The organism is Micromonospora sp. NPDC047762 (assembly GCF_043204655.1).
Classification (GTDB): domain Bacteria; phylum Actinomycetota; class Actinomycetes; order Mycobacteriales; family Micromonosporaceae; genus Micromonospora.
Genome location: NZ_JBIDCQ010000008.1, coordinates 105122 through 131376, shown reverse-complemented (window position 1 = coordinate 131376; position 26255 = coordinate 105122). Strand labels below are relative to the sequence as shown.

Annotated in this window: 27 protein-coding genes; 7 read left to right on the top strand and 20 right to left on the bottom strand. The window is 70.9% G+C overall.

What is annotated here, in order from left to right:
* Positions 1-47: 47 nt before the first annotated feature.
* The 3 genes from ACGF3C_RS23955 to ACGF3C_RS23945 all read right to left on the bottom strand — a co-directional run bounded on the left by ACGF3C_RS23955 (position 48) and on the right by ACGF3C_RS23945 (position 3414).
* Positions 48-872 carry an aminoglycoside N(3)-acetyltransferase gene (locus tag ACGF3C_RS23955; RefSeq protein ID WP_393225309.1) on the bottom strand — a complete coding sequence of 275 codons (825 nt, stop codon included), beginning with the start codon at positions 870-872 and terminating at the stop codon, positions 48-50.
* Positions 856-3162: an FxsB family cyclophane-forming radical SAM/SPASM peptide maturase gene (locus ACGF3C_RS23950; RefSeq protein WP_393225306.1), complete on the bottom strand. Its 2307-nt coding sequence runs from the start codon at positions 3160-3162 to the stop codon at positions 856-858. Before ACGF3C_RS23950 ends, ACGF3C_RS23955 begins: the two co-directional genes overlap by 17 nt.
* Positions 3163-3225: 63 nt before the next feature.
* Entirely contained in the window at positions 3226-3414 is a 189-nt protein-coding gene (locus ACGF3C_RS23945) for a hypothetical protein (RefSeq protein WP_357223643.1), read from the bottom strand.
* Between the two features lie 163 nt (positions 3415-3577).
* On the opposite strand from ACGF3C_RS23945, the gene ACGF3C_RS23940 reads away from it, so the two are divergent.
* Positions 3578-3814, top strand: coding sequence for a DUF2277 family protein (locus ACGF3C_RS23940; protein WP_355009924.1), 237 nt, complete (start codon positions 3578-3580; stop codon positions 3812-3814).
* 48 nt (positions 3815-3862) lie between these two features.
* Here the strand turns inward: ACGF3C_RS23940 and ACGF3C_RS23935 are convergent, their stop codons facing one another.
* The 7 genes from ACGF3C_RS23935 to ACGF3C_RS23905 all read right to left on the bottom strand — a co-directional run bounded on the left by ACGF3C_RS23935 (position 3863) and on the right by ACGF3C_RS23905 (position 8477).
* Positions 3863-4342, bottom strand: coding sequence for a hypothetical protein (locus ACGF3C_RS23935; RefSeq protein ID WP_091400520.1), 480 nt, complete (start codon positions 4340-4342; stop codon positions 3863-3865).
* A 230-nt stretch (positions 4343-4572) separates the two neighbouring features.
* Positions 4573-5562 carry a selenide, water dikinase SelD gene (selD, locus tag ACGF3C_RS23930; protein WP_393225301.1) on the bottom strand — a complete coding sequence of 330 codons (990 nt, stop codon included), beginning with the start codon at positions 5560-5562 and terminating at the stop codon, positions 4573-4575.
* Between the two features lie 486 nt (positions 5563-6048).
* Positions 6049-6594: a hypothetical protein gene (locus ACGF3C_RS23925; protein WP_357207919.1), complete on the bottom strand. Its 546-nt coding sequence runs from the start codon at positions 6592-6594 to the stop codon at positions 6049-6051.
* 18 nt (positions 6595-6612) lie between these two features.
* Positions 6613-6753, bottom strand: a complete 141-nt coding sequence (locus ACGF3C_RS23920) for a hypothetical protein (RefSeq protein WP_357207917.1) — start codon at positions 6751-6753, stop codon at positions 6613-6615.
* Positions 6754-6829: 76 nt separating this feature from the next.
* A complete protein-coding gene (locus tag ACGF3C_RS23915; RefSeq protein WP_357223652.1) occupies positions 6830-7195 on the bottom strand; it encodes a hypothetical protein in 366 nt (121 codons plus the stop codon).
* Between the two features lie 125 nt (positions 7196-7320).
* Positions 7321-7815 (bottom strand): hypothetical protein, encoded by a 495-nt coding sequence (locus tag ACGF3C_RS23910; protein WP_393225296.1) that lies wholly within the window; start codon positions 7813-7815, stop codon positions 7321-7323.
* Between the two features lie 50 nt (positions 7816-7865).
* The gene (locus tag ACGF3C_RS23905) at positions 7866-8477 is read right to left on the bottom strand and encodes a hypothetical protein (RefSeq protein WP_393225294.1); all 612 of its coding nucleotides are present in this window, start codon (positions 8475-8477) and stop codon (positions 7866-7868) included.
* A 491-nt stretch (positions 8478-8968) separates the two neighbouring features.
* On the opposite strand from ACGF3C_RS23905, the gene ACGF3C_RS23900 reads away from it, so the two are divergent.
* The 4 genes from ACGF3C_RS23900 to ACGF3C_RS23885 are packed head-to-tail and all read left to right on the top strand — an operon-like array spanning position 8969 to position 12385.
* On the top strand, positions 8969-9724 hold the full coding sequence (locus ACGF3C_RS23900) for an amino acid ABC transporter ATP-binding protein (protein WP_357223660.1): 756 nt from the start codon (positions 8969-8971) through the stop codon (positions 9722-9724).
* 56 nt (positions 9725-9780) lie between these two features.
* Complete coding sequence (locus ACGF3C_RS23895) at positions 9781-10659, top strand: glutamate ABC transporter substrate-binding protein (protein ID WP_357223663.1); 879 nt, start codon at positions 9781-9783, stop codon at positions 10657-10659.
* A gap of 41 nt (positions 10660-10700) precedes the next feature.
* Positions 10701-11408, top strand: a complete 708-nt coding sequence (locus tag ACGF3C_RS23890; protein ID WP_357208135.1) for an amino acid ABC transporter permease — start codon at positions 10701-10703, stop codon at positions 11406-11408.
* Entirely contained in the window at positions 11405-12385 is a 981-nt protein-coding gene (locus ACGF3C_RS23885; protein ID WP_357208133.1) for an amino acid ABC transporter permease, read from the top strand. The genes ACGF3C_RS23890 and ACGF3C_RS23885 overlap by 4 nt, the downstream gene beginning before the upstream one ends.
* 102 nt (positions 12386-12487) lie before the next feature.
* Here the strand turns inward: ACGF3C_RS23885 and rny are convergent, their stop codons facing one another.
* The 10 genes from rny to ACGF3C_RS23835 all read right to left on the bottom strand — a co-directional run bounded on the left by rny (position 12488) and on the right by ACGF3C_RS23835 (position 24154).
* A complete protein-coding gene (rny, locus tag ACGF3C_RS23880; protein ID WP_357223666.1) occupies positions 12488-14254 on the bottom strand; it encodes a ribonuclease Y in 1767 nt (588 codons plus the stop codon).
* 555 nt (positions 14255-14809) lie between these two features.
* On the bottom strand, positions 14810-15514 hold the full coding sequence (locus tag ACGF3C_RS23875) for a 3-keto-5-aminohexanoate cleavage protein (RefSeq protein ID WP_393225289.1): 705 nt from the start codon (positions 15512-15514) through the stop codon (positions 14810-14812).
* A 38-nt stretch (positions 15515-15552) separates the two neighbouring features.
* Positions 15553-16251, bottom strand: coding sequence for a regulatory protein RecX (locus ACGF3C_RS23870; RefSeq protein WP_357223672.1), 699 nt, complete (start codon positions 16249-16251; stop codon positions 15553-15555).
* Between the two features lie 14 nt (positions 16252-16265).
* The gene (gene recA, locus ACGF3C_RS23865) at positions 16266-17312 is read right to left on the bottom strand and encodes a recombinase RecA (protein WP_124778261.1); all 1047 of its coding nucleotides are present in this window, start codon (positions 17310-17312) and stop codon (positions 16266-16268) included.
* Between the two features lie 184 nt (positions 17313-17496).
* Positions 17497-17697 carry a DUF3046 domain-containing protein gene (locus ACGF3C_RS23860; RefSeq protein WP_030489422.1) on the bottom strand — a complete coding sequence of 67 codons (201 nt, stop codon included), beginning with the start codon at positions 17695-17697 and terminating at the stop codon, positions 17497-17499.
* A gap of 5 nt (positions 17698-17702) precedes the next feature.
* Complete coding sequence (locus ACGF3C_RS23855) at positions 17703-19094, bottom strand: MFS transporter (RefSeq protein WP_357223674.1); 1392 nt, start codon at positions 19092-19094, stop codon at positions 17703-17705.
* 149 nt (positions 19095-19243) lie between these two features.
* On the bottom strand, positions 19244-19825 hold the full coding sequence (locus ACGF3C_RS23850) for a hypothetical protein (RefSeq protein WP_393225284.1): 582 nt from the start codon (positions 19823-19825) through the stop codon (positions 19244-19246).
* Between the two features lie 102 nt (positions 19826-19927).
* Entirely contained in the window at positions 19928-21532 is a 1605-nt protein-coding gene (locus tag ACGF3C_RS23845) for an FAD-dependent oxidoreductase (RefSeq protein WP_357223680.1), read from the bottom strand.
* A gap of 228 nt (positions 21533-21760) precedes the next feature.
* The gene (locus tag ACGF3C_RS23840) at positions 21761-22465 is read right to left on the bottom strand and encodes a UdgX family uracil-DNA binding protein (RefSeq protein WP_393225281.1); all 705 of its coding nucleotides are present in this window, start codon (positions 22463-22465) and stop codon (positions 21761-21763) included.
* A 348-nt stretch (positions 22466-22813) separates the two neighbouring features.
* Entirely contained in the window at positions 22814-24154 is a 1341-nt protein-coding gene (locus tag ACGF3C_RS23835) for an aminotransferase class I/II-fold pyridoxal phosphate-dependent enzyme (RefSeq protein WP_393225278.1), read from the bottom strand.
* A gap of 36 nt (positions 24155-24190) precedes the next feature.
* Here ACGF3C_RS23835 and ACGF3C_RS23830 point away from each other — a divergent pair, with 36 nt between their 5' ends.
* Entirely contained in the window at positions 24191-25435 is a 1245-nt protein-coding gene (locus ACGF3C_RS23830; protein WP_393225275.1) for a bifunctional pyridoxamine 5'-phosphate oxidase family protein/GNAT family N-acetyltransferase, read from the top strand.
* On the top strand, positions 25435-26106 hold the full coding sequence (leuE, locus tag ACGF3C_RS23825; protein ID WP_357234420.1) for a leucine efflux protein LeuE: 672 nt from the start codon (positions 25435-25437) through the stop codon (positions 26104-26106). Before ACGF3C_RS23830 ends, leuE begins: the two co-directional genes overlap by 1 nt.
* Positions 26107-26255: the final 149 nt, after the last annotated feature.

Here is a 26255-nt window from a genome sequence, read left to right as displayed (position 1 = left end):
GCCCCTCCGCCTTCCACCGCGGTCGGAACATCAGCGTAGTCCCCGCCTCACCGTTGAGCTGCCAGCCGGTTCGTGGCGAACCAGGCAGTCGCGAAGTCGACAGTGGCTCGTGCCGGCAGCAGGCGCGCACCGGCCCGCCCCACCCGACTGTGGCGCACCAACGGCGTTCCGTCGAGCTCGGCACCGACCTGTGGGAAGTCCCGGTCGTCCAGGTCGAGGGCCCGGAAGTCGAGGCGGACCCGCCGCCCGTCGACAAGCCGGAAGCAGTGGTAGTCACGCTCCGGCGGCGGCACCGGCAGGCGGTACTCGGCCAGGTGCAGTGCGCTGCACGCCTCGTAGCCGAGGCCGAGCAGCAGGATCTGCCCGTCCGCCGCGTAGAGCTCGCCCATCGGTGAGCGCTCCCCGAGGTGGCAGGTGAGGTCGTGGCCGTCGGTGAGCTGCCGGGCCCGCGGGCCGAGCGCGGCGAACGAGGTCTGCGGATGGTCGCTGCGCACGGCACCGGGGGCACACCGGACGTACTCGGCGAGCGCCCCCATCCGCTGCGAAGGGGTGGTCCGGCGGTCCCAGCCCGGCAGCGCTGCCTCGTACCGCTCGCGCTGCGCCGGGCCCATCCCGGCGACGGCCGCCAGGTGGGCCCGGGATGTGGTCGAGTTGCCGTCGGTCTGGGTGGGCACCAGCAGCGTGCCGGCCGGGCCGAGGACGTCGCGCAACGCGCCGGCGAGGGTCGCCGGGCCGTGCTCCAGCGGACCCACCTGACGAAGGGCGCAGTGCACCAGCAGGCAGGTCCCTGGGTCGACGCCCAACGTCCGCAGGTCGTCGGCGAGGCGACGGCGACCCAGTGTGGACGGCGGACGCTCAGCCGGCCCCGACACGGGTCTCCTCCAAGGCGTGGCGCAGCCGGCTGACGAACCGCTCACCCGCCGCGCTGAGTGACCGGCTGGCCAGCAGCGCGTCCGCACCGTCCCGGGTCCACGCCAGGAAGTGGGCAGCGTGCGCCGACGCGTCGCCGCCGTCGGTGACCGCCCGGGACTGCCAGACCTGGGTGATGGCGAGGTGGGCGTAGACGCCCTGCAGGACGCCCTCCGGTGGCCTCGGGTCCGGACGCCAGGGCACCCTGATCCGGGTGCCCTCACCGGGTTCCACAAGGTCGTACAGGTCGAGCACCGCACCCAGCTTCGCGTGCTGCCACTCGTGCACGAGCAACACCGCCATCGTCTCCGGGTCGGGATGGGGGGTGACGGCGACCGCACCGAACGCATGTCGGGCGGTGGCGCTCCGCAGGGGTCGCGCCGGGTCGGGCGCCAACGGCACGACGGCACGCAGGCCGCCGTCGAGCGCCGCCGCGTGCGCCGGCACGTCCCGGTGCACGACCCGCCAGGCTTCGGCCAGGGTACGGCCCAACGCCCGCGCGGCCGGCAACTCCAGGCGGGGTTGGACCGGCTGGCCGTAGCAGTCGCGGTACGGGTCGCCGTCCTCGATGAGCAGCCGGCCACCGGGCACCGACACGTCGCGCGTCGGTTGCCAGCCGGGCGATGGTGGTGCCGTCGGGTCGAGCAGCACCATCTGCTCGACCGACCCACTGCGGACCCGGAACTCGCCGGGCCGCGCGGTCACCTCGGCGCTCCCACTGAGGCCGGGTAGCACCAGGCTGCCGAGCGTGGGCACCATGATCGTGTCGGCCCGCACCGGGACCCGCACCGCAGCCGCGACGCCCGCCCGCAGGGCCGCGGCGAGGGCGAGGGCCGGCAGGGGGTCGCCCGGCGCGCTGGCGCCGGTCAGGGCCGACGTGTCGAGGCGATGCACCAGCGCGGGCCGGGCGAAGGGGTGCGCCAGGACTGCCCGGACCGCCTCCGGCGCCGCCTGGTCGAGGTGAACGAGCAACTCCCAGGCGGCGGTGGCGCCGGACCGGCCGCGGCAGGCCGCCAGCAGCGCCCGGGTGAGAGAGAGCTGGGTGGCGGCGAGCAGCCCGAGCGTCTCCGCCGACCCGTACCCGGTGGCCAGGTCGTCGAGCACCTCGTCAACGGGCGAGGTGATGGACTGCGCGCCCGGCAGCGATGGGCTGGCCTGCCTCTGCCGCGGCACGGGTGCGGTGGGCGGCGGGTGGGCCCCCACGGTGTCGACCAGTCGGAGCAGGTCGGCGCAGTACACCGAGGGGTTGTCGAAGCCGGAGCCGGTCCGCCACCGGTGCGCGTACAGGCCGCCGCCGCACCTGTCGACCACCGGGCAGGCCCGGCAGGTCGCGCAGAGCCCGGCGACGCCGTCCTGCCGCACGGCGACCCCGGGGTGCCGCGTGACCTCGTCCACCGAGTGGTCGAACACGTCGAATCCGGTGCCGGCCGCGCCGTGGTACGCGGTCTTCAGTGAGTCGGCCTGTTCCCAGGTCCCGTCCGCCTCGACGACCAGCACGTCGGCCGGGGCCACGCCGAACGCCTCGGTGCCGCCACCACCCGGGAGCAGCGCCTCGAACATCCGGATCGACACCGGACGCCCGTCGTCCACCCACCGCCGGTGAATCCGCCCCAGCCAGTCCGCGTACGGGGTCGGCTCGGGGCCAGGGCGCTCCGGCGGATGGTCCCAGGTGGCGTGGGGCAGCAACAGGTCGACGCGGGGCGGGCTCTCGGCCAGCAGCGCCTCGTACACCCGGTCGGGATCGTTGCGGACGTCGATCGTGCAGAGGATGCCGGCGTAGCTGGCGCGGTGCTCCGGCCGACGGAGCAGGGCCAGCGCCCGGCGGACGTGCTCGTGGCTGCTGCCGCCGTGGGCGAAGACCCGGTGGCGGTCGTTGGCGGCCCGGTCGCCGTCGAAGGACACACCGACCCGCACGTCGTACTCGACGAACAGCCGGCACAGCTCCTCGTCGAGCAGCACGCCGTTGGTCTGCAGGCGCAGGTCGAGTCGCGTCCAGGGGGTGATCGCCGCGCGCAGTTCGGCGAGAACCTCCCGTAGCCCCGCGGCCCCCAGCAGCAACGGCTCACCGCCGTGCAGCACCACGTGCACGACCGGCAACCCGTGCTCGCGGGCATGCTCGGCGATCCGCTGCGCGACGGCCCGAACCGTGGCCGGCGGCATCCGCACCGGTTGACCACGCCAGGTCTGGTCGGCGTGCTGGTAGACGTAGCAGTGGTCGCAGCTGAGGTCGCAGCGGCTGTGCACCTTCAGCACGAACTGGCTGATCCGCCGGCAGGGGCCGCCCACTCCGGGTGGACCGCACCGGCAGACCATCGGTCAGATGGACGAGTTGAAGGCGGCAACGGCCACTGTGCCGGACGGCACGGAGTCGTTGGTGACGACCCGCCTGCGTACCGCCTCGACCAGATCGGCGTGCTCGACGGCGATCCGATCCAGTGGGGTGTGCAGGCTACGGGTGAGATCGTCCAGGTCGGGACGGGATGGGCGGGTGGGGGCATGGTCCACAATGAGTCTCCGGGGGCCCGGGGCGCTGGAAGCGCGAGCGGCGGATGTGGCTCGAACGGCTCTGGTCCGTGATCAGGATAGACAAATATCGACCAAGTGTCACCGTCGGTGCCATCGCCTGTACGGCGAGTGGCAGCCCTCGACGGACGAAGGAGGAACTCACATGTGCCGGAGCATCAAGACGCTGCGTGAACCGTTCACCCCGCAGGTGACCGACGCGGACGTCGAGGCGGCAGCGTTGCAGTACGTCCGGAAGATCTCTGGCTTCCGGGCGCCCGCCGCGCACAACGCCGCCGCGTTCGACGCCGCGGTGGCCGCCGTGGCCGAAGCGACGCGCGTCCTGCTCGACCAACTGGTGGTGCGGGGCACCACCGACCGGTCGGCCACCGCCGCCAGCTGATCGCCGCCGACCGGCACGGCACCCGGCCGGGCCTGACCCTGGAGAGGGTCAGGCCGCGGCGAGCGCCGGTGCGACAGTGTCGGGTGCCCAGCGCGAGCGGTGACACTGCGACCAGCCCCGACAACCCGGGTCACCCAGCGAGCAGAGCCGCAGCCTGCTGAGCACCTCACCGTCCTCGGTGTCCCGCACGTCGAAGTGCACCGGACGGACCGTGCCGTCCGGAGCGACGAGCAGGTGCCGGCCCGCGTCGAGCGTGTCGTCGCGCAACAGGCAGTTGCGGCCCAGCAATCGGGCCAGTGCGGCGATGCTCGCGTGCTCGGAGAGCTGCTCGGGCACTCCGTAGCAGTCGACCACCGTCGCGAATTCGCCCGGCGCCTGCCAGACGTCACACACCACCGCGTACGCCGGCAGCCGCGCCGGGTCGGCCACCGCCAGCGGCATCACCACCCGACCAAGCGCCTCCGCCAGCGCCGGGTAGACCTCCACGGGTTGAGCCCCGTCGATTCTCCAGTTCCACAGCTCGGTCATTCCGCCTCCTCGCTGCGTTCGTCCCCACCGGCCTCCGGATCGGGCCTTACACACGATGGTGGGGGGCATTTGACCCCAGCCGGGGGCAAGTTACCGGTCTGTGACCATTCCGGGCAAAATTTCCCTGAGCGGCATTGCTCGGAGTAGCGGGAAGGTGACAGTTTATCGGGTATCGTGCGGCATTCGCACCACCGCCACCGCGTGTCCCGCAGCGGGTCGACCGCCCCCGGTCAGCGCAGGACGACCAGGTGTTCCCCGCGAGGCAGCAACTCGCCCACCACCGCAGCGCCGGGCACCTCGCCGGCGACCAGCAGGCCACCGGAGGTCTGCGCGTCGGCCAGCAGCAGCCGCTCCGCCTCGTCCGCCGCGCCGAAGTCGGTCCACTGGGTCACCCACTCCAGGTTGCGCCGGCTGCCGCCGCTGACGAACCCGTCGCGCAGCGCCTCCCGCGCGCCGGCCAGATAGGGCACCCGGGCGGTGTCGATGGCCACCGTGACCTGACTGGCCCGGGCCAGCTTCGAGGCGTGCCCGAGCAGCCCGAACCCGGTCACGTCGGTGCCGCACCGAATGCCGGCGGCGACCGCCGCGCGGGCGGCCTCCCGATTGAGCGCGCTCATCGTGGCCACCGCCTCCGGGAAGCTCTCCCCCGTCGCCTTGTGCCGGGTGTTCAGCACACCCACACCGAGCGGCTTGGTCAGCGACAACGGCACTCCGTCCCGACCGGCGTCGAGAGTGATCAGCTCCTCGGGGCGAACAGTGCCGGTGACCGCGAGACCGTACTTCGGACCGTCGTCGTCCACGCTGTGCCCACCGGCCAGGTGACAGCCGGCCTCCCGCGCCACGTCCTGGCCGCCGCGCAGCACCTCACGAGCCAACTCCAGCGGCAGCACGTCGCGCGGCCAGCAGAGCAGGTTGAGCGCCACCAGCGGGGTGCCGCCCATCGCGTACACGTCGGAGAGCGCGTTGGCCGCGGCGATCCGGCCCCAGTCGTACGCGTCGTCGACCACCGGGGTGAAGAAGTCGGCGGTGCTGACGAGGCCGGTCCGCTCATCCAGGCGCACCACCGCCGCGTCGTCGCCGTGGTCCAACCCGACCAGCAACTCGGCGGTGCCGGTCGCCGGGCCGAGACCGGCCACCATGATCTCCAGCTCGCCGGGCGGGATCTTGCAGGCGCAGCCACCGCCGCGGGCGTACTTGGTCAACCGTACCGGTTCCATCACGCTCCTCAGGAAACGTCAGGTGGCCCGTCGGATGGGAGCAGCCGAACGGCGCCACCTGACGTCACCAACGGTGATCAATCTACGTGCCGCTGATCCAACCCGGGCGCCCTGGACGGCGAGGCGGCCGTTGTCGTGTCGCCATCAGGCGGGCCACCCGGAACGCGAGCCGAAGCGCCGGGAACCACCGTGCGGGATGGACCAGCCGGGCAGCATGCCACCAGAGGAGAAGGCCGGCAACCTCGACGAGGTCACCGTCCTCCATCTCCAGCACGAGCAGTGGACGGTGGCAGTTGGGCCTCTCGACGGCCACCGGCTGCGTCCGCCAGTCGGGGTTCGGATCATGGCACGACCGCAACGCAACCGGCCGTGCCATGACGTGCTCCGCCTGGGCCGCGACACCGCGGCAGTCCCCGCACCGGCTGTCGTACACCAGGTAGATGCGCCGTGGATCCATGCGTCGCCACCCGGCTGGGAACGCTGCCAATCTCACATCAATCCAATCACGCCCATGATCACGACAACGACGGCCATAGCGGCAACCAGCAGACGTGCGTACCGGGCCCACAGCAGGCTCCACGTACCGTCTTCGTCGTATCCGACGCTGCCCGCCGCCATGATCCAGCGTCCGACAGCAAATCCGAACGCCAGGCACAGCGCACCAATGAACGGAACCACGAGCAAGATCGCGATGAGCAGAAGGTGCGGCAGTGCGGACGGTGAGTAGGTCCGCATTCCCGTGCCCATCTCGAACCCAAACTGGAATCCACCCACCTCGGGCCCCCGACTGGTCACCGACTCGGGCACCAGGCGTCGATTCTCCGGGATCCGGAAGGACACCAGTCCGAACTCACGGGCAAGTATCACCGCTGCGATCGCGCCCAGCAGAATCCATCGAAGGATCCCCGGCATGACAGACTGCGCAATACCACCGACGACTGCGGCGATTACCGCTACAACAACAGCTCCGGTGAACAGGCCGATTCCGAAATACAACAACGGACTCTTTCCGCGCCAGACCGACGCGGTCAGCAAGAATGCTGAATTGTGGCTTCAAGTGGAGCCGGAGTTGGCGTAGCCAGCCGCCGCGCCGGCGACAGCCAGCGCGGCCAGCGCGGGGAGGCGGGAAGGGTCGGGCAGCATCTGACTCAATGCCAGCGGCGCGGCTGCCGCCAGCAGGATCAAGGCTGCCAAGGTCCGAGGGTCCAGAAGGTGTCGGCGGAGCGCTGGACGCTCCGCCGAATCCCCGTACTTGTTACGTGTCACGTTGTTACACCGCGCACTGCGCAATGGTCAGGTCGTAGTGACGCTCTCCGCTGTTCCACACGGTGGTGGTCATCGCGTCCGAGCACCGGTAACCGTTCCACCGCCACGCGTTTCTGCTGCTGCAGTAGGTGGTGACGCGGTTGGAGGTGTAGCCCTCGTCGCTGTACGAGCGGAAGCCTTCGAAGTGGTATTTGCTGGCGCACGGCCACGAACCCCGACGCCAGCCACCCGTGCACTGCCCCGTACCGCTCCACCAGTTGGCCGACGAGGGCGTGTAGTCCCAGGGACAGGACGTGTGCTCGCTCGTGGGGCCGGCGAAGGCGGCTCGTTTGTTGATGGCCCAGTCCAACGGCACGAGGGTGCTTGCCATCGCGGAGACCATGAGGCCCTTGAACACCGTCCGTCGCGACGGCTTGATCTGTCGAAGACGCGCGACCAGGACGCTCGAGACGGCGTCGGCAGGCATGTCATCGGCGGACGGAATGACGCTGAGATTCATACTGCCTCCCGGGAGGGTGCACGCTTGCCCTGCGCGAGGCCCACGGCGCTCGCCTCGGCAAGAAGTTCGGTCAGGTTCGTGTCGGCGTAGACAAAACGCCGGAAGATCACTTCGCCAGCGGCATTGACGACGGAGAGCGTGGGGTTGTATCCCTCGTAGACCGCCGCCCAGACGTCCGGATCCGCCACGGTCTCCATGGCGACCACATCCGGATGCCGGTCCCTGGCGTCGATGCTGCTGAAGACCCGCACCACACGCAGCCCGGCCCAAGCGGCAGTCGCCAACTCCTCCTCCACCGCCTTGGCGAGTCGGTGGCAGATGGGGCACTCCCCGTCGAGGGTCAACAGGACCGTGGCGGACTCCCCGGGCTGCGGCCGCAGCGGTGCGGGCAGGGTGTCCCGCCGGCCTCCGCCGACCGTCAGATCGGCGATCACTTGTTCGACCTGCCTGAGCCGGGAGTAGACCCCGGCGACCGCGACAAGGGCGAACACTGCGACGAGTATCGCGAGCAGGGCCAGCGCGGCTGGCAGCGAGAGAGCCACTACCCGGCCCAGGTGGCACGGAGTCCGTCGAGCACAGCCGACGCCCGACGATCGGGATCGTCGGAGAGCGCCTGGGGGCGAAGCGGGCTCCCCGGCGGGTGGAAGGTCAACTCGGTCACCGTCTGCGGGCCGGCGACGACATACCGCCACTGATAAGCCGTGCCGGCCAAGCGCTCGCCCTCGGCACCCTCAAGGCCACGGTCGCTCCGCCAGATCTCCTGATCGTCGCGCACCAGCCCTCGCCACTCCGGCAGGACCGCGGCGGCCTCCTCGGCGGGACGGATGCAGAGGAACGCCCACTCGCTCCAGGCCGCGACGAGCGTCCCATGCTGCTGACTCATCTGCGGGACGCTGGGCCTGACCTGGGCGCCGTTCTCCGAGTCCTCGAAATGGATCGAGTTGATGAGGGAGGCGAGCAGTTCGGACCGCGGAGCGGCGGCTCCGAACCAGGTGGTCGCCTCGTGGTAGGGGCCAACCCAGACCAGGCAGCTGTCGGAGCGGTCGGCCGCCTCGTACAGGTGGACGTCGTATCCCTTACGGGCGAAGACGCGCTTGGATGCGCCTGGCATCATCTTCTTCTGAATCACCTGGTACTGGCCGACTGCCGTCACGTGGAAATCCCGCTGGACGCGCACACCGGAAATACGCGTCACACACACCCAGTCCGGTTTGCCGAATTCTTGAGGAAGATCGATGTCAAGCCGCGCCCCATCGGGCGCAATGCGAATCATCCCGACAACCTCCAAAAACAATAAATAGGTGGATGTCGATATAAAATACTTGACTATCGGATCTACCGCAAGACGCTATCACCACGTAAAGCCGCCCGTGATCCGGCCGAGACAACACGGCGCGGTTCGGGGCGAAGCCCGCAAAAGGGAACTCCGTTCCTGCATTGCCAGAACCTCCAGCCGTGATATCTCATTGTCGTCGAGCGATAGGTGTCGCCATTGTGAACTAAATGCGTCACGACAGCTTGCGCTCAGACCACGCGTGGTGTTACCGCTCCGTGACCAACCGAGTTGCACTTCGCCACTTCAGGCCGCCTACAGTGGCCGCACCGGGGGTCAACCGACCCCGATCCGGGAGACGACAGGGGACGGTGGACGACGTGACGACGGGCGAACCGCTCATCGTGCTGGACGCGGTCAACAAGTGGTTCGGGCCGCTGCACGTGCTGGACGACGTCTCACTGTCGGTGGGGCGGGGCGAGGTGGTCGTGGTGATCGGCCCGTCCGGCTCCGGCAAGTCGACGCTGTGCCGCACGATCAACCGACTGGAACCGATCAACTCGGGCACCATCACCTTCGACGGCCAGCCGCTGCCAGCCGAGGGCAAACCCCTCGCCAAGCTACGCAGCGAGGTCGGCATGGTCTTCCAGTCCTTCAACCTCTTCGCACACAAGACCATCCTGGAGAACGTCACCCTCGGCCCGATCAAGGTCCGCAAGGAGAAGCCGGCCGCCGCCCGCGAGCGCGGCCTGGCTCTGCTCGACCGGGTTGGCATCGCCAACCAGGCGGACAAGTTCCCAGCCCAACTCTCCGGCGGCCAGCAGCAGCGGGCGGCAATCGCCCGAGCGCTGGCCATGCAGCCCAAGGCGATGCTCTTCGACGAGCCGACCAGCGCCTTGGACCCGGAGATGGTCGGCGAGGTGCTCGACGTGATGACCTCGCTGGCGAGCGACGGCATGACGATGGTCGTGGTGACCCACGAGATGGGCTTCGCCCGGCACGCGGCGAACCGGGTCATCTTCATGGCCGACGGGCAGCTGGTCGAGGACGCCCCACCGACGGAGTTCTTCGCGAATCCGCGCAGTGAGCGGGCCCGAGACTTCCTCTCCAAGATCCTCACGCACTAGGCGTCCGTAGTGGAGCGCGCCGTACTCGGTGGGCTCCGTTGAAGAAGGAGAAGAGTATGCGTATCAAGCGCGTTGCGGCAGTCGCCGCGGTCGCCGCTCTGGCGCTCGGCCTCACCGCCTGTGGTGGCGACGACGGCGGGGAGGGCACCGGCGCCGGCAGCAAGTCCTTCGCCGCCGGCAGCACCATGGAGAAGCTGAACAAGGCCCAGAAGATCAAGGTCGGCACCAAGTTCGACCAGCCGGGCTTCGGTCAGAAGGGCCTGTCGGGCAAGCCGGAGGGCTTCGACGTCGAGATCGCCAAGATCGTCGTCAAGGAACTCGGCATCCCCGAGGACAAGATCGAGTGGGTGGAGACGCCCTCCAAGGTGCGCGAAGACGTGATCGTAAACGGCACGGTCGACCTGGTCGCCGCCACTTACACGATCAAGGACGAGCGCAAGGAGAAAATCTCCTTCGCCGGTCCGTACTACGAGGCTGGCCAGAACATCATGGTCCGCAAGGACGACGCGGCGATCACCGGGCCGGACTCGTTCAAGGACGGCAGCAAGAAGGTCTGCTCGGTCACTGGCTCCACGCCGGCCGAGGAGATCAAGAAGTACGTCAAGGACGTCGGCAGCCAGCTGGTGCTCTTCGACACGTACGACAAGTGCCGGGACGCGCTCAAGGGCAAGCAGGTAGACGCGGTCACCACTGACAACGTGATCCTGCTCGGCTACATCGCCAAGGACGAGGCGTCGTTCAAGATGGCCACCGACAACTTCACCAAGGAGCCGTACGGCATCGGTGTCAAGAAGGACGACACCGCCTTCCGTACCTTCATCAACGACCTGCTCGAGAAGATCTTCACGGACGGTCGCTGGAAGAGCGCCTGGGACGAGACCGCCGGCAAGTTCGGCGCCACGCTGGGCACGCCGCCGACCATCAACCGCTACTGATCTGATCCTTCGATCTGGAGGGTGGGGAGGAACGCCGACCCGTGAACGTGCTCATCGACAAGTTCGACGTCTTTGCGGGTGGTTTCTGGCTCACCCTCCAGATCTGCGTCCTCGCCGCGATCGGCGCCCTCGTCCTGGGCGCCATCGTGGCGGTGCTGCGCATCTCACCGGTGCCGCCTCTCCGCGCGCTCGGCACCGGCTACGTGAACGTCTTCCGCAACATGCCGCTGACCGTGGTGATGTTCTTCGCGGCGTTCGGCCTGCCGGCGCTCGGCTCCAACGCGGACTTCCTCCGCGTCCCGGTGCTCGACTCGCTGTTCACCCGCCTCGGCACCGATCTTCCGTATTTTCGGTTCGCGCTGATCGCCCTCGTGCTGTATACCGCCGCGTTCGTCTGCGAGGCGCTGCGCTCGGGGGTGAACGCGGTCCCACCCGGACAGGCGGAGGCCGCCCGCTCAATCGGGTTGACCTTCGGCCAGAACCTGCGGCACGTGGTTCTGCCCCAGTCCTGGAAGGCCTCCGTGGTGCCGCTCGGCTCCGTGATCATTGCGATGATCAAGAACTCGGCGCTGGTCGGCTTCTTCGGGGTGGTCGGTGATTTGTCGCAGAGCGCCGATCAGCTCACCTCGGCCGAGGGCTACGCCTTCATCCCCGTCGCCATCGGCATCTCGATCGGATATCTGATCATGACAGTGCCGCTCGGCGCCCTGCTGGACCGGCTGGAGAAGCGACAGGCGGTGGCACGATGACCCGGCAGACCAGCGTCCTGTACGACGTTCCCGGCCCCCGCCAGCGGCGGATCACCCTCATCAGCAGCCTGGTCGCCAGCGTGGTCCTGCTGATCGGGGCGTACTTCCTGATCTACCGGCCACTGGAGGACAAGGGCCAGTTCTCGCTGGAGTTGTGGGGGCCGCTGGTCGATCCCTCCAACGAGAACTTCTCCCAGGTCTGGGATCGGATCGGCCTCGGCTTCAAGAACACCCTGTTCGCGGCGGCGCTGGCCATCGTGGCTTCGCTGGTGGTCGGAACGCTGCTCGCCGTCCTGCGGATCCAGCTCAAGAGCCTGACCCGACGGCGGTTCGTCGGCGCGGCGACGCCGCTGGCGTACCTGCTGCGCGGGCTGAGCGCGGTGCTGTCGGCGATCACCCGCGTCTGCGTCGAGGTGTTCCGCGGCCTGCCCGTCGTGCTCACCATCTTCTTCGTGGCCCGCGGCTTCCCCGAGTTCGGCCTGTACTTCGACAACCTCTGGTACCTGGTCATCGGCCTCACCATCTACAACTCGGTGGTGATCGGCGAGATCCTCCGCTCCGGCATGGAGGGGCTGCCGGGCGGCCAGGCGGAGGCCGCTGCCGCCATCGGGCTCTCCCCGACCCAGACCACCCGGATGATCCTGCTGCCGCAGGCCTTCCGGATCATGCTGCCGGCACTGATCAGCCAGCTTGTCGTGGTGCTCAAGGACACCTCGCTGGGGTTCATCATCAGCTACGAGGAGACGCTGAACATCGGCAAACAGATCATCGGCGTGCTGGGCAACCCGATCCAGGTCTACGTCGTGATCGCCGCGCTCTTCATCGTGGTGAACTACTCGCTGTCGAAGCTCGCTCAGTACGTCCAAAGGCGGCTCGCCCGGGGCCGCAAGACCGCCGGCACCCCGGCGCAGAACCCGCCGCCGGCGGCCCTGATGTCCCAGGCCGAGGGCGCGGGCGGAGGCGGCGGGGGCGTCTGAGCCACGTCACACCGATCAGAAGGCCCGAAGGCCGCCCCGAGCAGTTCGGGGCGGCCTTCGGTCATCTGTCGGTATCCGCTCGGCGAGCGCTGCCGGCCCGACTCAGCGGGCGATCTCGGTGACCCGGGACTCGCGGACCACTGTGACCCGGATCTGACCCGGGTAGGTCAGCTCCTCCTCGATCTGCTTGGCCACGTCGCGGGCCAGCACGGCCGCCCCGATGTCGTCCACGTCGTCCGGCTTGACCATCACCCGGATCTCGCGGCCGGCCTGCATGGCGAAGACCCTGTCCACGCCGAGCTTGCCGGCCGCGATCTCCTCGATCCGCTCCAGCCGCTTGACGTACGCCTCCAGGCTTTCCCGGCGCGCGCCCGGCCGACCACCCGAGCAGGCGTCGGAAGCCTGGGTGAGCACGGCCTCGATGGTCTGCGGGGGCACCTCGTTGTGGTGCGCCTCGATGGCGTGCACCACGTCCTCGTGCTCGCCGTACTTGCGGGCCAGGTCCGCGCCGATGATGGCGTGGCTGCCCTCCACCTCGTGGGTGAGCGCCTTGCCGATGTCGTGCAGGAACGCCGACCGTTTGATGATCGGCACGTCCAACCGCAGCTCGGCGGCCATGATGCCGGCGATGTGGGCGGTCTCGACCAGGTGCTTGAGCACGTTCTGCCCGTATGAGGTGCGGTAACGCAGCCGACCGAGCAGGGTCACCAGCTCCGGGTGGATCTCGGTGATGCCGACTTCGACAAGGGCGTCCTCGGCGGCCCGGAGGCAGAGCTGCTCCACCTCCTGCCGGGCCAGGTCGTAGACCTCCTCGATCCGGTGCGGGTGGATACGCCCGTCCAGGACCAGCTTCTCCAGAGTCACCCGACCCACCTCGCGACGAACCGGGTCGAAGCAGGAGAGCAGCACCGCCTCGGGGGTGTCGTCGATGATCAGGTTGACGCCGGTCACCGACTCGAAGGCGCGGATGTTGCGCCCTTCCCGGCCGATGATCCGCCCCTTCATCTCGTCACCGGGGAGGTGCAGGACGCTGACCACGCTCTCCGCGGTCTGCTCGCTGGCGACCCGCTGGATCGCGTCCACCACGATGTGCCTGGCGCGCTGCTCGGCCGTGTTGCGCGCGTCGGACTCGATGTCCCGCACGAGCAGCGCCGCTTCCCGCTTGGCAGACGTCTCGATGGCGTCGACCAGTTCCAGACGCGCGGAGTCGGCGGTGAGCCCGGCGATCCGCTCCAGCTCCCGGCGGCGCAGCTCCTCCGACTCGGCCAGCTCGGCCTCGCGCTGGGCGAGCGCGGCCTCCCGGGCGGCGAGGGCGGCCTTCGCGGCGGTGAGCTGCCGCTCCCGCTCGGCGAACCGCTCCACCTCCTCGGTGTGCATCCGCTCCCGCTCGTCCATCCGAGCTGCCCGACGTTCCACCTCGGCGGCCTGTTCCCGGGTGGTGGCGGCGAGTACGGCGACCTCCCGCTCGCCGCTGCGCCGGGCCGCCGTCCGCAACTGTTCGGCGTCCGCCTCGGCCTGCTTGTGGGCGCGCTCCAGAACGGTGTCCGCCTCGGCTCGGGCGTCGTCGAGGACCCGCCGTGCCTCGGCGCGGGCCGCCTTCGCCTCGGCCTTCGCAGCCGCCGCCTCGGTACGGGCCGCCGCGGCCGCTGACTTCGCCACGTCGATCGTGCTGTTCGCCTCATCGGCCGCGGTCCGTAGGGCGGCCAGCGACTGCTCCTGGCGGTCCTTCTCGGCGATGAAGGCGGGATCCTCCGGAGCCGGCGCGGCGCCCATCCGGCGCAGTGTCCGGATGCCGACCAGCACGGCCCCGATCACCACCACCGCGAGGACGAGGACGGCCGCGAGGAGCACGACATCGAACGCGTTCATGCCGGGACCCCGTCGGGTCTACCGCTGAACCTGTGCCGCCGCCCCGCCATGGCCGCCTCCCCTAACGTCGAGACCGCAGCGACCGTGCCGGGGGCACACTCCTGCGGCTGTGGACGCCCGACCGGAGCGGCTGGCCGTGGGTAGCTTTCTCCGCCGGCGGTGCCCGTGGGGCAGCGTCGGCGACCGGGTGCAGTTGTCGCAGCGTTCCGGACCGGCCTGTCCGGAACTGCCGCCAAAGGCCGCGGAGTCGGCCAAAGTGATGCTGTTCTGTTACGCGATCTATGTTGTGCGCTTAGCCTGCGCTGGTCGGGCAATGTGAGCCTGTATGGCGAGGCTAGGTCTCCGGGGGTGTTCTGGTCAAGGACTCATGATCAAACCCCCCGAACGGAGAGAAGTTGAACCGTCACCGCGCGCTGATATCTCGGCGGACAGGAAGGGACAAACTCCGCGAGGCGTGCCCAGGCCTTGACGTGTCGGGCCTGCTCAGCGCCGTCCAGCCGGCTGTCGGACGCGGCCGACGACAAGCGAGGTGTGACGGAACCGTCTCACCAGACGTCAGCCGGCTCCGCCCGCCACCGCCGCGACGACCAGTGCCGCGTTGCCCCCTGCGGGTGAGCCGTCCGGCAGGCACAGGGTGTCCTCGAGCCCGATTCGGGTGTCCAGACCCCGGCGCACCGCCTCGGCGAGGACCGGCCAGGTCGCCGGACCCTCGCCGTGCAGCAACACCGACGGCGCGCCCGCCGGCAGCGCTGCGAGAATCCGGGAGGCGTCGGCCAACGCGACAGCCACGTCCTCGGCCATGCACTCGACCAGAACCCGCCCGGCCGGCACCCGCCACCGCCGGTACGCCGCGACCGCGTCGAGCGTCCACAGCCCTGCCTCGACGAGCACACCACGCTCGTGCAGGGCAGCCGCGACCGCCTCGGCGCCGGGCTCGTGCGCGTTGACCGAGGCGAAGTCGGGCAGCACCGGCCAGGCCCGGACGGCGGCCACGCGGGCAGCCGGATCCGGCGAGATCCAGGCCCCGGTGCTCACCCCGACCGGCAGCCCCGGCCGAGCGGCCCGGATCGCGGTCAGCGCGCCGGCGATCACCGCCGGCCGCAGCGACTCGGCACCGGCCTCGTCCCGGGGATGGACATGGACGGCCGCCACGCCGAGCGCCGCGCAACGGGCCGCGTCGGCGGCCAGCTCCGCCGCCGTCAGCGGCACGGCCGGATGTGCCTCCCGGCCGTGCCCGCCGTTCAGACATGCCTTCAACATCGGGCCCGCACCTCCATCGGGAAGTCGCAGCGGACCGCTCACTCGACCAGACGGTTGTCGCGCTCCAACTCACCCTCGGCGTCGGCGAGCGCGTCGGCGTCGATCTGCTCGGCGAACTCGGCCGCCTCGGCGCTCTGCGCGGCGAGCGCGTCCTTCACCGCCCGGATGGCCACACCGGGCGGGTAACCCTTGCGGGCCAGCATGCCCACCAGCCGGCGGAAGACCGCGTCCGGCTCGCCTCGGGCGGTGCGCAGCTTGCGCTCCACCAGGCCACGGGCGGTGTCCGCCTCGGTCTCCTCGTCCAGCTCACCCAGCGCCTCGGTGGCCACCTCGCCATCCACGCCCTTGCGGCGCAGCTCGTTGGCGAGTGCCCGGCGAGCGAGGCCGCGCCCGGTGTGCCGGCTGGACACCCAGGCCCGGGCGAACGCGGCGTCGTCGATGATGCCGACCTCGTCGTACCGGTCGAGCACCTCGGCCGAGACCTCCTCGGAGATGCCCCGCTTCGCCAACGCCCCGGCCAGCTCGGCCCGGGTGCGGGGCCGGACGGCAAGCTGGCGCAGACAGATCTCGCGGGCCACCTCGGACTCGTCGCGGGGAGGGGCCGGAGACTCGACGGAGTCGGCCTCCTCGGACCGACCCCGGCGGCCTCGGCGAGGGCGGGGTGCATCGGTGGCGTCGCCCGTACGAGGCGGACTGGCATCCCAGCCCCGCCCCGTACGAGCGCGTCGTCCTGCCATGGGTCAGCGACCGGTCAGAAGTCGACCGGCGGCAGCTCCGGGCCACCGGCGGCGTCACCCGCACCGACCCCGACGCCGAGCTTCTCCAGGATCTTCTTCTCGATCTCGGCGGCCACGTCCGGGTTTTCCTTCAGGAACTCCCGGGCCTTCTCCTTGCCCTGGCCGAGCTGGTCGCCGTCGTACGTGTACCACGCTCCGGACTTGCGGATGATCGCCTGCTCCACGCCGACGTCGATCAGCGAGCCCTCACGCGAGATGCCCTTGCCGTACATGATGTCGAACTCGGCCTGCTTGAACGGCGCGGCGACCTTGTTCTTCACGACCTTGACCCGGGTGCGGTTACCGACCACGTCGGTGCCGTCCTTGAGGCTCTCGATGCGTCGCACGTCGAGCCGGACCGAGGCGTAGAACTTCAGCGCCCGACCACCAGTGGTGGTCTCCGGGCTGCCGAACATGACACCGATCTTTTCCCGCAGCTGGTTGATGAAGATCGCCGTGGTGCCGGTGTTGCTGAGCACACCGGTGATCTTCCGGAGCGCCTGGCTCATCAGCCGGGCCTGGAGGCCCACGTGGCTGTCGCCCATCTCGCCCTCGATCTCGGCGCGTGGCACCAGGGCCGCCACCGAGTCGATCACGATGATGTCCAGAGCGCCGGAGCGGATCAGCATGTCCGCGATCTCCAGCGCCTGCTCGCCGGTGTCCGGCTGGGAGACCAGCATCGCGTCGGTGTCGACGCCGAGGGCCTTCGCGTACTCCGGGTCGAGCGCGTGCTCGGCGTCGATGAAGGCGGCGATGCCGCCGTTGCGCTGGGCGTTGGCCACCGCGTGCAGTGCCACAGTGGTCTTACCGCTGGACTCGGGACCGTAGATCTCGACCACCCGGCCACGGGGCAGGCCGCCAATGCCGAGGGCCACGTCGAGCGCGATGGAGCCGGTCGGAATGATCGCGGTCTGGATGACCGGCCGATCACCCAGCCGCATCACCGAGCCCTTGCCAAATTGCTTGTCAATCTGAGCGAGAGCAAGGTCGAGTGCCTTCTCCCGGTCAGGCCCTGCTGCCATGGTTGCCACCCCTGCCTTCGCCGGCGTCTTTGCTGAGCTTCGCGTCACGCGGACACGCTAGGCGCTAGGTCCGACAGAAAACCAGCCGACGGGCCGCGAGCTGTGGACGAGCACCCCGCTGTGGACAATAGCCGAACAGGTGTACGACTCGACAAGCGACACGCGGAACCGGCAAAAAGGCTGCTCAGCGTAGTCGCGCGGGCACCCGGTCGGGGTATGCGGCACAAACCGCCCGCCACACCACGTGCGTCTGCTCCCCCGATGCGAGGGCCTGCTCGATGGTCCGCCCGCCGAGCTGGGACAGCACCTGATCGCGGGCGATGCTGGCCGCGTAGCCGGGCCCGAACGCCTCGTCCAGCCGCGTCCAGAAGTCGGTCAGCCGCACAGTGATCAGCCCTCCTCGTCCGGCGCCCCGGTCGGCACCGGGCGCAACGCTAGCGCCACCAGGGGCGCCGCCGCGACCGCCGCGAGCAGGGTGAGCACGGGATAACCGGCGAACTGCATGACAAACCCGCTGACCACGGCAGCCCCGGCCCCGGCCAACCCCATGATCAGGTCGGACAGCCCCTGGACGCTCGGCCGCACGGCGGCCGCCACCGACTCGGACAGCAGGGTCGAGCCGGCCACCATCGTCCCCGACCAGCCCAACCCGAGCAGAACCAGGCCGACCGAGAGCCGAGGCGTGTGGTGCCCGGCGGTGCCGGCGACCGCGCAGGCGGCCAGCAGCAGCCCCACCCCACCGAGGATCACCGCCCGTCGACCGAGCCGGTCGGTGAGCCAACCCACCACCGGGGAGAACGCGTACATGCCGGCGATGTGCAGGCTCAGCACGATGCCGACCAGCCGCAACACGTCGGCGTCGGCGTGCGACTCACCGAGCCGGACCGGAGTCATCGCCATCACCGCCACCATCACCAGGTGACCCACCGCCACGGCGGCGATGCCGAGTCGGGCGGCGGGCTGTCCGCGTACCACCGACCAGGCCGCACGCATTCCGGCGCCGCGCGGCACGCGCACCTTGACCGGCGCGGCGGCCGGCGTCGCGCCGCCACCCGCCGCCGGCGCCTCGGCCGCCACAGCGGTCGCCGTCGCGTCGGCGGCCGGCGGCAGATCGGCGGCCGGTGCGTCGGCCGCCGCGAGCCGCCGCGCCGTGAGCAGCGGGTCGGGCCGGAGCAACCCGAGGAGTACGACGGCAGCCAGCACGAACGCGGCCGCGCTGAACGCGAACGGGCCGGCCAACGGGGGCAACCCCCAGCCGGTGGTGACGCGGTCGGCCAGCGCGGCGAAGTTCGGCGCGGCCACCGCACCGATGGTGGTGGCCCAGACGATCAGGGAGAGCTGCCGCCCCCGGCGGACCGGCTCGGCGAGGTCCACGGCCGTGTAGCGGGCCTGGAGGTTCGCCGCGGTGCCCCCGCCGAAGAGCAGCATGCCGAGGAAGAGCAGCGGCACCCAGCGGGTGGCCGCGGCCAGCACCACCAGCAGGCCACCGACGGCGCCGATCGCGTACGCCAGCACCAGGCCCGGCCGGCGGCCGTGCCGCGCCATGATCCGGGTGACCGGGACGGCGAGCAGCGCGGCACCGACCACCCCGGCGCTCTGCGCGACACCGGCCACCGCGGTCCCGGCGATCCGTGCCGCGAGCAGCGCGCCCACGGCGATGCCGATGGTCACGCCGATCCCGCCGATGATCTGGGTGGTGAAGAGCAGCCGCAGCGTACGCCGCTGGATCGACGCGACGTCGGGTCGGGCGACGGTACGCGGCGCGGTCAGGTCGGTCGCCATCGGCGCTCCTGTCGGAAGGGGTGGCTCATCCTCGCGCACCCACACCTACCAGCGGCAGTGGGTTTTGCCGACAGCCGAACCGACAGCCGGTTCCCGGCGGGCGGCGGGCGGCGGGCGGCGGGCGGCGGGCGGCGGGCGGCGGGCGGGTCCTACCCGCGCGGTTGTGGTGGGCTGGGCGCGGCCAGCAGGGATGCCAGCCGACGGATCCGGGTCAGGGTGCGCGCGGCGACGACCACACTGACGGCGGCGACCACACCGAAGATCACCGCGAAGCCCTCGTTGTCGGCGGCGAGCAGAGCGAGCAGGACCAGCCCGAGGCAGATGCCCAGGATGGCCAGCAGCGCCGCCCAGGTGGCTCGCCGCTGCTCGACCAGATAGCGGGGCAGTGCGGCCCGCGTGGCCTCGTCCGCGGGCACGGCGCTGGTGTGCACTGCCTGGCGCAGCGCGTACCCCTCCGGATCGCGCCGGGCGACCTGCTCGCCCGCGCTCCACCGACTGAAGTACACGGCGGGGCCGACCCAGACGAGGTTCAGCGCACCGTTCAGCACGGCCTCGACCAGCGGCTCCTGCCGGTCGAGGAGCCAGCGCACCGGCAGCCCGATGAGCACCGTCATCGGCACCCAGTAGACGGCCATGAGCTGCAAGCCGGGCGCCCGCTCGAAGAACCGCTTCCATCTCCCGCGGCGCCCGGCGGCCACACCCACCCGACGCTCCCCGTTGTCAACGTCCATCGACACCGGTTACCCAGCCACTCGATCCGCGAAGCACCGTCAATCTTGGACAGTTTCCGTCATCCGCTGACGGAAACTGTCCAAGATCTGGACAGCTCAGGGTCAGCCCGCCATCACCCGCTGGTGCAGTGCGGAGACCGCCGAACGCGCCGCGACGAACGCGCCGTGCTGCCAGGCCACCTCGTGGCTGAGCCAGTCCCCGGCGAAGTAGACCCGCCCGGCCGGCTGGAGCAGCAGGTTGTAGCCGGCCGTGCCGTACCGGGGCGACGTCCAGGCGCCCTCGATGTAGCGGGTCCGGTCCCAGGCGTGGGAGTACGAGGTGACCAGCTCACTGCGGTACTTGTCACCGTGGATCTTCACACCCTGGCTGATCGCGCGCTCGCTGCGCTGCTCCGGCGTGAGCCCGCTGTACGCCCTGGCGTTCGCCCCGGTGTTGTAGTACCCGACCACCAGGCCGCGCTTGCCGTGGAAGCCGTAGGACGGGTACCAGATGTGCGACAGGTCCAGGTCGGTCTCGGTGATGCCGCCGTAGATCCGCTGATCGGTCTCCCACCAGCGGCTGCGGTATTCCAGGCCGATCTTCCCGGAGGCGGTGACCGGAAAATCGGCCAGGGCCGCGGTCACCGCCGTGCCGAGATTGTGCGGCACCCGGGCCATCAGGTGCGGCGGTAGGGCCGCCACGCAGTAGTCGGCGGTGACCTGCGACTGCCGGCCGCCCTGCCGATAGGTCACCTCGACCCGGCTGCCCCGGTCGGTCACCCCGGTGACCTCGGCGTTGAGTCGGATCCGGTGCGGGCCCACCGCGCGGGCCAGGGCTCGGGGGATCTGGTCCATCCCGCCGACCGGCTGGAACATCAGCATGGCCTGGTCGTAGCCGAACTCGAAGGAGAAGTACCGGCCGATGTTGCTGGCGAACACGTCGGCGAGCGCCGGCGGCGCACCGAGCGGACTCCCCACGTCGTTACCCGCACCGGGATACGCGGAGAAGCCGCGACGGTTGGTCCCGGTGTACGCCCAGTCGCTGGTCCGTCCGCCGATCGCGCCGAAGCTCTGCAGGAACGACAGCAGCCGGTCACGGTCCTCGGTGGTGAGCCGGGCATCCAGCGCGCCCTGGTCGGTGGCCTTGGCGAGCAGCTCCGAGACGTAGCCGTACACGTCGGCCTTGGCGGTGCGGTACCGGACCGGCTCGGTCATCCCGGCGGACTCGTTGTAGATCCAGGCGTCGGCGTTCTGGTTGGTGAAGACCTCGATGGGTACGCCGAGTTCCCGGCAGTAGTCCATCGTGACCATCCACTGTGCAATGCGGCCCGGCCCGGCGTTGAAGTAGACCCCGTCGGAGAAGCCGGCCCGCTGGGTGCGTCCGTCGAGGTCGGTCTCGACGTCGCCGCCCCGAATGGTCAGGTTCCGCCCACCGGCTCGGTGCCGCGCCTCCAGGACGGTGCAGTGATAGCCGGCCTTGCCCAACTCGTACGCCGTGGTGAGCCCGGCGATGCCGCCGCCGAGCACGACCACGCTGGCGCCCGACCGCCCGCTGAGAGTGAAGTCGGAGGGTTCCGGCGGCCGGAATGCCGGGGTGACCGAGGCCGCTGCGCTGGGGGCCAGCCCCATGGCGCCCATCGTGGCGAGCATCGCTCCGGCACCACCGCTGATTCCGACCGTACGCAGGAACCCACGCCGGCTGACCATCGACTGCGTCTGATCGCTCATAACGGCCTCCCCTACAAGATCGACTCGCATGAGTCTGCAGAGGATCTGTTACGCGGTTCACGCATCGCCGTTTCCGGCGGGTATCGCCTCGGCACGCGACCCGGGCGGCAATTTCCGCCGGTTCGGGCCGGGGCGGCTGCGGTCGCCGGCGTTAGCCGTGGTGGGCCGTCCGTGGGCCGTGGTGAGCCCTGGTCGCCAGCTCGGGCCGCGGTGGGCCCTGGTCGCCGGCTAGGCAGGCAGGGCGCGGGTGACGACGGTGAGGTCGGCGACCAGCCCCTCGTACGCCTTGTCCTGGTCGTCGGCCCGCAGGACGGCGGACGGGTGGATGGTGGCCAACAGCCGAGCCTGCGGCGCGTCGGCCCGCTTTCCGGCGTTGTCCACCGGCACCTGCTCGAAGTCCGCGGGGTGCTGGGCCGACTCCGGCCAGGGCAGCAGCTCGCCCCGCTGGCGGGTGACCCGGAAGGACGGGCCGAGCAGCGCCTTGGCGGCGGTCGCGCCGAGCACCACCACGACCTCCGGACGCAGTCGGGCGAACTCGGCGACCAGCCAGGGGCGGCAGGCGGTGATGTGCGCCTGGTCCGGGGTCTGGTGGATCCGCCGCTTGCCGCGCAGCTCAAAACGAAAATGCTTTACGGCATTTGTCAGGTAAAGGTGGCCCGGGTCCAGCCCGGCGTCGTCGACCGCGCGGCGCAGCAGGCGTCCGGCCGGGCCGACGAAGGGCAGCCCCTTCTGGTCCTCCATGTCGCCGGGCTGCTCGCCGACGAGCACCACGCGGGCGCTCTCGTCACCCCGGCCGAAGACCGTCTGCGAGGCGTCCCGGTGCAGCTCGCAGCCCCGGCAGCCGCCCGCGGCGGTGCGCAGGTCGTCGATGGTGTCGGCGTCGGGCGGGATGAACCGCTGGGCGCCCGGAGCACTCCCGGTCTGCTCGGCCATGCCGACTGTTATATACCCGTTCGATGCTCACCGCCGGATACGCCCCGGCCGCGATGCGTCAGTACCCGTTTCCGCCGCCGTCGCCGCCGGACGCGATCGCGATCAGCACGATGACGATGATGATGATCGCCACCGCGATGGCGATCCAGATCCCCTTACGAGCCCCACCAGAAGCCATGTCCCCCACCTCCGGGCGCCCGCATACCCGTCCCCGCCGTCCCGAATCCCCGCGATCTTGCACTTTCTGCGCAGGCCAACCCCCACAGGCCCGACATTTCGCCAACCGAAACTGCAAGATCGCGGTCGCGGGGTGCGGGCGGGGCGGGGGCGCGGGCTCGGGGGTGGGGGTCAGGTGGGGAAGCCTTGGGTGGGGGGTGGGTTTTCGGCGTGGGTCAGGGCGGCGGCCAGCGGGGCCAGGTCGGCGGTGTCCAGGGAACTGACGGTGATACGCAGGGCCGGCGGGGCGGCGATGCGGTAGAGCGCGCCGGGGGCCACCGCCCAGCCGGCGTCGCGGAGCGCTGTCACAGTGCTGGTCTCGTCCGCGACCGGCAGCCAGACGTTGATGCCGCTGCGACCGTGTGCGGTCAGGCCGCGTTCGGCCAGAGCGGCGAGCAGCCCCTCGCGGCGCTGCTCGTAGCTCTGCGCCGCCCGCTGCACCAACTCGGTGACCGTCGGGTCCCGCCAGAGGGCGAGCACCAGACGTTGCAGCACTGTGGAGACCCAGCCTGCACCGACCCGGGTACGACCGCTCACCCGGGCCACAGTTGTCTCGTCGCCGACCAGCACCGCCAGCCGCAGGTCCGGGCCGAAGGGCTTGCTCACCGAGCGGAGGAAGGCCCAACTCGCTGTCGCACCGGCGAGCGGGTGCAGGGGTACGAGGGCCAGTTCGGCAGCGTGGTCGTCCTCGATCAACAGCAGGTCCCGTCGGCCGGCGAGTAGCGTCCGCAGCGCCTCCGCGCGGTCCGCGGAGACGGCGGCACCGGTCGGATTCTGCGCCCGACTGGTGACGATCAGCGCCCGCGCTCCGGCGGCGAGCGCCGCTGCCACGCCGGCGACCACCGGCCCCTCGTCGTCCACTGGTACGCCGATCGGGCGCAGGCCCAGCGCGGCGACGAGGTCGAGCAGGTTGGCCCAGCCCGGGTCCTCGACCGCCACCGCGTCGCCGGGGCGCAGGTGGGCGCCGAGCAACCGCTCGATGCCGTCCAGCGCACCGCCGGTCAGGGTCAACTCCCCGGCCGGTACGCCGTCGGCACGCAGCCGGGCGCGGGCCGTCTCGGCCAGTTCGGGCAGGACCCCGGCGTCGGAGTAGCCGACAGACGGGCCGTTCTCGCTGGCGAGCGCCGCCAGGTGCGGGCCCAGCGGGGGCAGCAGACGGGGGTCGGGTTCACCGCGGGACAGGTCCCGGGCGCCGGGCAACGGTGGGGGACGCAGCGCGGAGCGACGGGCGGCCACCGGCGGGCGGGGGCGCACCCGGGTGCCGTGCCGACCAGCGGTGGCGAGCAGGCCGCGCTGGCGTAGCTCCTGGTAGGCGCGGGCGACGGTGGCGGGGCTGACACCCAACTCGGTGGCGAGAGCCCGAACGGGGGGCAGGGCGGCTCCCGGTGACAGGGCGCCGGTACGGATGCCCGACTCGATGCTGGCCGAAATCTCGACGGCTGTCGTACCGGTGAGCTGATACTGTGCTGACACAAATAAGAGATTGTACTAGAACAAAGGGGCGAGCGCATGTATCCACCCACCGCCCGGACCACACCCCACCGCTCCCGCGACAAGATGAGCTACGACCAGGCCGCCGCCCACGCCGTGCTCGACGAGGCGTACGACTGCGCGCTCAGCTTCACCGTCGACGGCCAGCCACGGGTGCTGCCCACCCTGCACGTCCGCATCGGCGACACGCTCTACCTGCACGGCTCCACCGGCAGTCGGCCGCTGCTCGCCGCCCGGGGCGACGACGGGTTGCCGGTCTGCGTCGCGGTGACGATTCTCGACGGGCTGGTCTACGCCCGCTCCCAGTTCCACCACAGCGCCAACTACCGCTCGGTCGTCGCGCACGGCACCGCCCGACTGGTCACCGACGAGCGGGAGAAGCTCGCCATGCTCACCGCGCTGGTCGAGAAGGTCGGCCCGGGACGCAGCACCGCCACTCGTCCGCCCAGCCGTCGCGAAGTGGCCGAGACCGCCGTACTGGCGCTGCCACTGCGCGAGGTGTCCGTACGGGCCCGCACCGGCGGGGTCCGCGAGGACGAGGCCGACCTGGACCTGCCGCACTGGGCCGGCGTGCTGCCGCTGCGACTGACCGCCGGGGCACCCGAGCCGGACTCCGGAGTCACCGCGCCGCTGCCGGCGTACCTGCGGACGCCCCGCACGCCCTGGCACGACCCGGTGCCGCTGCGCGGCGAGCACGTTCGGCTGGAGCCGCTGGAACTGGCCCACACCGACGAGTTGCACGCCGCCACTGCGGACCCTGTCGTGTGGCGGCACCTCAGCGTCGCGCCGCCCACCGTCCCCGCCGAAACCGCCGAGGTGATCGGCACCGCCCTGGCCGCCCAGCACCAGGGCGAGCGGGTGGCCTGGGTGCAGCGGTGCGCGGCGACCGGGGCGGTGGTGGGCAGCACCTCCTACTACGACATCGACCCCCAGCGGCGGGCGGTGGCCATCGGGCACACCTTCCTCGGCCGGCCCTGGTGGCGTACCGGGATCAACACCGAGGCGAAGCTGCTGCTGCTCGGCCGGGCCTTCGACGACCTGGGCGCGGTACGGGTCGCCTGGCACACCGACATCCGCAACGTTCGCTCCCAGGCGGCCATCGAACGGCTCGGAGCAACCCGGGAGGGGGTGCTGCGGATGCACCGGCAACGCCCCGACGGCTCCTGGCGGGACACCGTGCAGTACGCGATGACCGTCGACGAGTGGCCGAACGCACAGGCCAGGCTGCGAGAAAGACTTCTGCGGACGGCACCGGTGGCGTGATGATGGCGGGCGTGCTGGGAATCACCGACATCTGGACGTACGTGCTGGGCACCGTGGCCATCATCCTGCTGCCCGGGCCGAACTCACTCTTCGTGCTCTCCACCGCGGCCAAACGGGGCGTCGCGGTCGGCTACCGGGCCGCCGGTGGAGTGTTCGTCGGCGACGGGGTGCTGATGTTCCTCTCCGCCGCCGGGGTGGCGTCGCTGCTCAAGGCGTATCCGCCGCTGTTCATGGTGATCAAGTACGCCGGTGCCGCGTACCTCGGTTATGTCGGGGTGACCATGCTGCTCGGCGCCGTGCGGCGCTGGCGCGACCGCAACGACCCCAGCACGCCGCGGCTCATCGACGCCGCGGAGCCGGCGGCGATGCGCAGCCCGTTCCGCAAGGCGCTGGTGATCAGCCTGCTGAACCCGAAGGCGATCCTGTTCTTCATCTCGTTCTTCATCCAGTTCGTCGACCCCGGTTACGCGTGGCCGGCGCTGTCGTTCCTGCTGCTCGGGCTGATCGCGCAGGTGACCAGCGTGCTCTACCTGACCGCGTTGATCTTCGCGGGCACCTTCCTGGCCGCCCAGTTCCGCCAACGCCGCCGCCTGGCGGCCGGCGGCACCACCGCCGTGGCAGCCCTGTTCCTGGCCTTCAGCCTCAAGCTGGCCACCGCCACCGCCGGCTGACCCGCGCCTCGCCGCGCCCGCGCCCGCCCACTCGCGCTGCCCGGCTGCCCCGCAGCCCCGCAGCCCCGCAGCCCCGCAGCCCCGCAGCCCCGCAGCCCCGCAGCCCCGCAGCCCCGCAGCCCCGCAGCCCCGCAGCCCCGCAGCCCCGC